General features: G+C 61.7%; 5 protein-coding genes. All 5 read right to left on the bottom strand.

Annotated elements, in window-relative coordinates; translation table 11 throughout:
- Positions 1-60: 60 nt before the first annotated feature.
- The gene (locus ACH49N_RS32215) at positions 61-240 is read right to left on the bottom strand and encodes a hypothetical protein (RefSeq protein ID WP_358276678.1); all 180 of its coding nucleotides are present in this window, start codon (positions 238-240) and stop codon (positions 61-63) included.
- Positions 241-507: 267 nt separating this feature from the next.
- Positions 508-2139 (bottom strand): NAD(P)/FAD-dependent oxidoreductase, encoded by a 1632-nt coding sequence (locus ACH49N_RS32210; RefSeq protein ID WP_213572187.1) that lies wholly within the window; start codon positions 2137-2139, stop codon positions 508-510.
- A gap of 46 nt (positions 2140-2185) precedes the next feature.
- Positions 2186-3802 (bottom strand): AMP-binding protein, encoded by a 1617-nt coding sequence (locus ACH49N_RS32205; protein WP_358276677.1) that lies wholly within the window; start codon positions 3800-3802, stop codon positions 2186-2188.
- Positions 3799-4875 carry an acyl-CoA dehydrogenase family protein gene (locus ACH49N_RS32200; protein ID WP_358276676.1) on the bottom strand — a complete coding sequence of 359 codons (1077 nt, stop codon included), beginning with the start codon at positions 4873-4875 and terminating at the stop codon, positions 3799-3801. Before ACH49N_RS32200 ends, ACH49N_RS32205 begins: the two co-directional genes overlap by 4 nt.
- Positions 4875-6041 (bottom strand): acyl-CoA dehydrogenase family protein, encoded by a 1167-nt coding sequence (locus ACH49N_RS32195; RefSeq protein WP_358276685.1) that lies wholly within the window; start codon positions 6039-6041, stop codon positions 4875-4877. The genes ACH49N_RS32200 and ACH49N_RS32195 overlap by 1 nt, the downstream gene beginning before the upstream one ends.
- Between the last annotated feature and the right edge of the window lie 10 nt (positions 6042-6051).

The following is a 6051-nucleotide window of genomic DNA, read 5'->3' as shown; positions in this document are numbered from 1 at the left end:
GTTGTGTGAGAACTCCAATCTTCCCAGTTCAGGGGGCACTTTCTTCAGTTCGACACGCTGCTACGCAGCTGATCCTTCGGTGGAATCAGGTTTAGTTATCGGCGTTGCGGCGCCGTCCTCAGCGAAGGTGAGCACCTGTTCGCTGAAGAAATCGCTGGCCCAGAGTTTTCCGTCATGCCAGCGAGGTGCCTCGAGAAACTGATGCCCGGTCGAGAATACTGTGGGTTGGTAGGTAGCCATCGCGTGAACTCCTAAGTCCGTGCGGGTTGAGGTACTGGGTGATTTTCACTCGGCTGTCAGGAATTGGGTCCCGTGCCAAGGATTCACACTTGGGCACGATTGTGGACTGGATCGGCTCCTTGTGGAGAGGGTGGTCGACGAAAGTTCGAAATCCTCTTCGGGAATCGTCGATTCCACTGCTCTAGATGGACGGCTCAAAGGTGAATGTCACGACAGGTATGAGCGTGTTTACCCTCGGTTCAGATCGGGGTGGTTGGTCAGGTGAGATCAGACAAGTTCGAATTGCTCCTGATATCCACCGGCAGCGGCCTTCTCGAGGATTTCGAGGTATACCGAAAGACCGCCGGGATACATGAGCATTTCGACGGTTTTGCCGGGTACGTTGGCGCCCATGTACCATGACTTGGCCAGCGGGAAGAGGGTGGCCGAGGTGAGATCTGCGATATGCGCACCCCAATATTGCTGGGCTTCCGGCTTGGCCTCGATGCGGGTATAGCCGTTGTTCCGCATGTGCTCGACGATTTGGATCAGATGTTCGCCTTCAAGTTCGGCGCATGTCGGACCATTGCAGAATGCGTTCGGGCTCTGGGGCCCGTAGACGTACAGAAGATTCGGGAAGCCTACTGTCGCCTTGCCCAGCGCTGTCCGGCTGCCGCCGCGGAACACCTCCTCGAAGGTCTCATTGCTGGTGCCGCGAATATCGATGGCAGTCAAACCTCCGGTGACCGAGTCGAAGCCGGTGGCCAGCACGATGACATCGACTTCGTGTCGGGTTCCGTCCGCGGTGACGATAGCGTCACTGGTGACCTCCCGGATCGGATTGGCAGAGGAATCGACGAGCTCGACATCGTCACGGCACAGGCTCTCGAAGTAGTTCTGCTCCAGGGAGACACGCTTGACGCCCCACGGATGGATCGGCTCGGTCGGTGCAAGCAGTTCCACCAGCTCGGGTCTGGTGATACGTTGACGTGTCTTGTCCCGCCAGAACGCATACAGGATGTCGTTGTCGTCCTTGTCGAACAGGACATTCAGGAAGCCACCCAGCCAGGGCTGCAACCCACCGTTGGTCCAGAGCTCCTCGAGTATTTCGTTGCGACGTTCCTCGCTCAGATCCTGGAGGTTCTCTTTGAGGAAGTCATAATCGAAACCGGCCCAGGTGTTCTTGCGGTTGGCGAATCGCTCCGGGTAGGTCTTCTTCATCTCGGCATTGTCCGCCTCAGTGAGCGCTCGCTGATTCATCGGAAGCGCGGTGTTGGGGGTGCGCTGGAACACCGTCAGATGATCTGCGACCTTCGAGGCCTCCTGGATTACCTGGATGCCGCTGGCTCCGGTGCCGATGACGGCGACCCGCTTGCCGGCAAGGTCGTAGCCCTCCAGTGGCCAGCGTGCTGTGTGGAAGTAGTCGCCCCCGAACTTCTCGAGGCCAGGGAGGTTGGGGAAGAGGGGCTTGGAGCCGGCACCGAGACACATGATCACGAACCGCGCCTGGGTGGTGAATTCCTCACCGGTGCGCTCGTTGCGGGAGACCAATGTCCACTTATGGGTTTCTTCATCGAACCGGCCTGCCAGGACACGGGTCTCGTAGCGGACGTCTTTGCTCAGGTCGAGCTTCTCGTCGACGTATTCGAAGTAGCGCACCAGCTCGTCACGACCGGGGTACATCTCGCTCCAGTTCCAGTCGCGCCAGAGCTCTTCACGCGAGAACTGGTAGACCGGCGCCCAGGTATCGACGCGTGCACCTGGATAGGAATTCCAATGCCAGACGCCGCCGAGTCCGGTGCCGGCCTCGTAGATCTTGACGTTGTAGCCGAGGGTGCGCAGCCGGTCGAGCTGGTAGACGCCGGAGAAGCCGCCGCCGATGACGAGGACGTCGAGTTCCTCGAGGAGTGTGGTGTTCACGGGAGTTTCCTTTCGGAAGGGGTACGAGGGAGATGGGGGAGTGCGATCAGACAGCCTTGTCGGAGGTCAGAGTGTCTCGGATTCGGTCACGCAGGACGAACTTTTGGATCTTGCCTGTCGCCGTCCGCGGTAGTTGTTCGACGACTTCGAGCCGCTCGGGCAGCTTCTGGGTAGCCATCCGATGTTCGCGCAGGAACGACGTGAGCTCGTCCAGGGCAGGTGGATGCGCCTGGTCGCTCGGTACCACATAGGCGCAGATGCGTTCGACCATGATCGGGTCGGGCATGCCGATCACCGCGATATCGGCAATACCGGGATATTCGAAGAGCAGGTCTTCGATCTCCTTGGCGGAAATGTTCTCCCCGCCCCGGACGATGATGTCCTTACGCCGGCCGGTGATCTGGATGTACCCGTCCTCGTCGATCACCGCCAGATCACCGGTCCGAAACCAGCCATCCGGGGTGAAGGCATCCGCATTGAGTGTCGAATCGAGGTATCCGGTGAACAGGTCAGGGCCGCGAACCTGCAGGTCGCCGACCGCGCCCGGAGGGACCGGAGTGTCGTGCTCATCGACAGTCCTCGCTTGTGCGGACCCGATGGGACGCCCGTCGGTGGTGGCGCGCTTGTCCAGCGGATCGCTCGCATTTCCGCCGGACAGAGTCGGGAATTCGGTCGATCCGTAGATGCGGGTCGCGGTGCAGCCCAGCTGCTCCTCGGCCTGCCGGATCAGTTCGGGGGGTACGTCGGCGCCACCGCAACCAAAAACCCGCAGGGCGATGTCGTACTCGGCGCGATCCGGGTGGTGTACCAGCCCGTGCAAGAAGGGTGTGGCACCGACGACGAACGTGCAGCGTCGGCGTTGCAGCAACTCCAGGCCGGCGCCGGGGTCCCAGATATCTTGGAACACGACATGGCTGCCGAGCATGAACGGCAACTGCAGTCCGTACAGAATGCCGGTGATGTGACCGACCGGTGAGGGCATGTACACGATGTCCTCGCCGGTCAGATCGAAGAGTTCGATGATGCTCCGGTTCTCGTAATCCAGGCTTTCGTGGGTGTGCAGAGCACCCTTCGGATCGGAGGTGGTTCCGGATGTGTACAGAAGCAATGCGATATCGATGCTGGCGTGCTCGACTGGATTGTCGAGTGGAGTTGCGCCCGAGAGGATTTGGTCGAACTCGTTGTCGGAACCGCGAACGGTGATCACATGCTCGAGGTCGGGGAGCGTGGGCGCCAGCTCGTCGAACATCCCGCGGTGGTCGAAGGTTCGGAACATGCCGGGCACAAACGCGATACGCGCTCGCGATTGCTTCAGAATGAACTGCACTTCGCGATGTCGATAGATCGGGATGATCGGGGTGGAGACCGCGCCGATCCGCAGCGCACCGTGATGTACGACGATCGCTTCGAGCCAGTTCGGCAACTGCCAGACCACCGAGTCGCCCGGCCGGATCCCACGCTCGAGTAGCACGCCGGCCAACCGGCGGATCATGGCGTCGAGTTCGGCATAACTGACCTGACGATCGCCATCGACCACAGCCAGCCGATCAGGGTGATGGTGTGCACACTCGGCCAAAGCAGAATCGATCGTGCTGCGGCTCCACTCGCCGCTGGTGAGGTAGCGGTCGCGGCGCGCGGAATCGGTGTGAGTTGCGGTGATCATCGGTCGACTCCGTCGGTCAGGCGCCGCGAACCGATGAGTGCGTGGAGTTCGTGCTCGTCCCCATACCAGGTCCGCAGGGCGAGGACGCGGCGGTAGTACCAGTGTAGGTCGTATTCGGTGGTGAAGCCGATCCCGCCATGCAACTGCAAGGCGTCCTCGACCACCTGTCGTCCGGCGCCGGCGGCATAGGCCTTGGCCGTCCACGTTGCCATCTCGATGTCGAAATCAACGTCAGCAGAGGCAATATCGGAAACCGTTGCCTCGCAGAGCGCCTCCATCGAGATGGTCGCCTGCGCCATCGACGCCGCAATGTGTTTCACGGCTTGGAACGATCCGACGAGCTTGCCGAATTGCTGACGTTGCGCGACGTACTCGACGGTTTTCTCGAGCATACGGCGGGCGATACCACTGATTTCGCAGGCGGTGAGAAGCCGGAACCATGCCCGGATCTGTCGTAGGAGTGTGGCCGCTTCGATTCCGGTGGCGAGGATCTCGGCGTCGGCGACAGTTCGCGATGCGATCTCCAGGCGCACGTAATGCGATGTGGGATCAGAACTGCTGATCGGCGTGAGCGTCAGCGCCGGGTCACTGCCCGGTAGGAGCAGCAGCGCCGGTCCGTCCGGGCCGTCGACTGCCAGTACCAGCGAATTGGCCTCGGCGCCACAGCGTACGAGTTCGATCGTTCCCTGGATCTGCCCCGATTCCATGTGCACGTAACCGATCGAGGAGGCCCAGTCGAGGGTGACGGCAGGGTCGGCGAAGGCGACGAGCGAACCTTCGGGAATGTCGAGGTACGCCGGCAGGATCAGTTGCTCGACCAGGGGGCCGGGTACGAGCCGATCACCGACCAAGGCGATCAGACCGGCGACCGCGGTCAGGTCGATGCCTAGACCACCGCGGTTTTCGGGGCGGGTCAGCTCGAACCAGCCGAGGTCGTCGAGTTCGGCGATCAGATCCGGGTCCCAACCGCCGCCGCTGAGCAGGGCATGACGGTAGTCGGATGTGACACGGCGGTCGAAGAATTCGCGGATAGGGGTGACGAGGTCCACGTCAGGTGCGGTGAGACTCATCATCAGCTCCTGGGTAGGCCGAGCAGCCGCTCGGCAACGATGTTGCGTTGGATCTGGGATGTACCGCCGTAGATTGATGCGGCACGCGAGAAGTAGTGATCGTGAATCAACTGTGCGGCGTTCAGGCCGAGAGGTTGTGATTCGGTGTCGAGGCGGAACGGTCCGAGAAGATCGGCGAGGGCGCGACCGACCACCTGCTCTGCGTCGTTGAGGACGAGCTTGTCGATCGAGTCGAGGGGATGTGGTCCCTCTTCGTCGATCAGGCGTTGCACAGTTCGGCGGATCTGGGCGTCCAACACCCGTAGCGCCACGTGTGACTCTCCGATGGCGGTGCTGATCCGACGATTGGTCGCCGATTCCGGGGAGGTGCCTCGTAGTCCGTCGATCGTCTTCTCGACACCCCAGCCGATCTCCACCTGTCGGCGCATTGCATAGTTGCCTCGTTCCTGAGACAGGGTGTCGAGGGCAATTCGCCAGCCGTCGTTTTCCTTGCCGACAAGGTTGCCGACCGGGACTTCGACGTTGTCGAAGAAGACTTCGCAGAATTCGGCATCGCCTGTCATCTGGACGAGTGGACGGACGGTGATTCCGGGGGAACTCATGTCGACGATGAGGTAGGAGATGCCGGCGTGCTTGGGACCGGCGTCGGGGTCGGTGCGGCACAGCAGTGCGCACCAATCGGCCTGATTACCCCAACTGGTCCAGACCTTCTGTCCGTTGACGACGTACTTGTCCCCGTGGCGAAGAGCGCGGGTCCGCAGTGATGCGAGGTCGGAGCCGGCGGAAGGTTCGGAGAACCCCTGACACCAGATGTCTTCACCGGCGAGCAGCGGTGGCAGAAAACGGGAGCGCTGCTCGGGCGAACCGTACCGGTGGATCGAGGGGCCGACCACATCGAGGCCGATCAACCCGATCGGGGCGGGTGCATGAGCGCGCGCCAGCTCCTCGGAAAAGACTTGCTGGTGGCGCGCGGTGAGGCCACGTCCGCCGGCTTCCCGTGACCATCCCAGCCCCATCCAGCCGGCATCGAATAGTGTGCGCTGCCATCGACGAAGGACGTTGAACCGTTCTTCCAGCTCCAACGGCACGGTGGGGATCTCTGCTTCGGCGAGCCACCTCCGAGCCTGGCGCCGCAGATCGGCGATCTCGGTGATCTGCTCGACCGGCACAGGTGAAACA

This window comes from Rhodococcus sp. NPDC019647, from assembly GCF_044389235.1.
GTDB lineage: Bacteria > Actinomycetota > Actinomycetes > Mycobacteriales > Mycobacteriaceae > Rhodococcus_F > Rhodococcus_F oxybenzonivorans.
Note: the sequence above shows the minus strand (reverse complement) of the source record. Positions and strands in the feature narration are given on the sequence as shown.

What these genes read in the sequence shown, in the direction of transcription:
- ACH49N_RS32215 (WP_358276678.1), bottom strand. Translation starts at nt 240, where the DNA reads ATGGCTACCTACCAACCCACAGTATTCTCGACCGGGCATCAGTTTCTC.
- ACH49N_RS32205 (WP_358276677.1), bottom strand. Translation starts at nt 3,802, where the DNA reads ATGATCACCGCAACTCACACCGATTCCGCGCGCCGCGACCGCTACCTC.
- ACH49N_RS32200 (WP_358276676.1), bottom strand. Translation starts at nt 4,875, where the DNA reads ATGATGAGTCTCACCGCACCTGACGTGGACCTCGTCACCCCTATCCGC.